1 pseudogene is annotated in these 253 nt (G+C 57.7%); it reads left to right on the top strand.

The features are described from left to right. Window positions 1–225 (top strand): annotated as a pseudogene (locus tag ACYP03_RS27050) (carbohydrate ABC transporter substrate-binding protein); the annotation flags it as partial. Window positions 226–253 lie beyond the last annotated feature (28 nt).

The raw sequence follows: 253 nt of genomic DNA, 5'->3' as shown, positions 1-253 counted from the left end.
ACCCCGCAGCAGGCACTGGACGGGCTGGCCACTGCACAGGATCGCGTGCTGGAACGTCTGGAACGAGCCAATGTGCAGGGGGAATGTGGCCCTAAACTCAATAAGCCAAGAGACGCCGCCTACTGGCTGGCACAGCCCGGCGCACCGAAAGCCAAGCTGGCAAACGAGAAGCCCAAAGGTGTGACCATTAAATACACTGAGTTGCTGAAATCCTGGCAGCAGTGATGGGCAGGTAACATAAACCATCAGGGAG

The organism is Photobacterium sp. R1 (genome assembly GCF_054600795.1).
The sequence above is the reverse complement of the archived record's forward strand: the minus strand, read 5'-3'. Positions and strand labels throughout refer to the sequence as shown.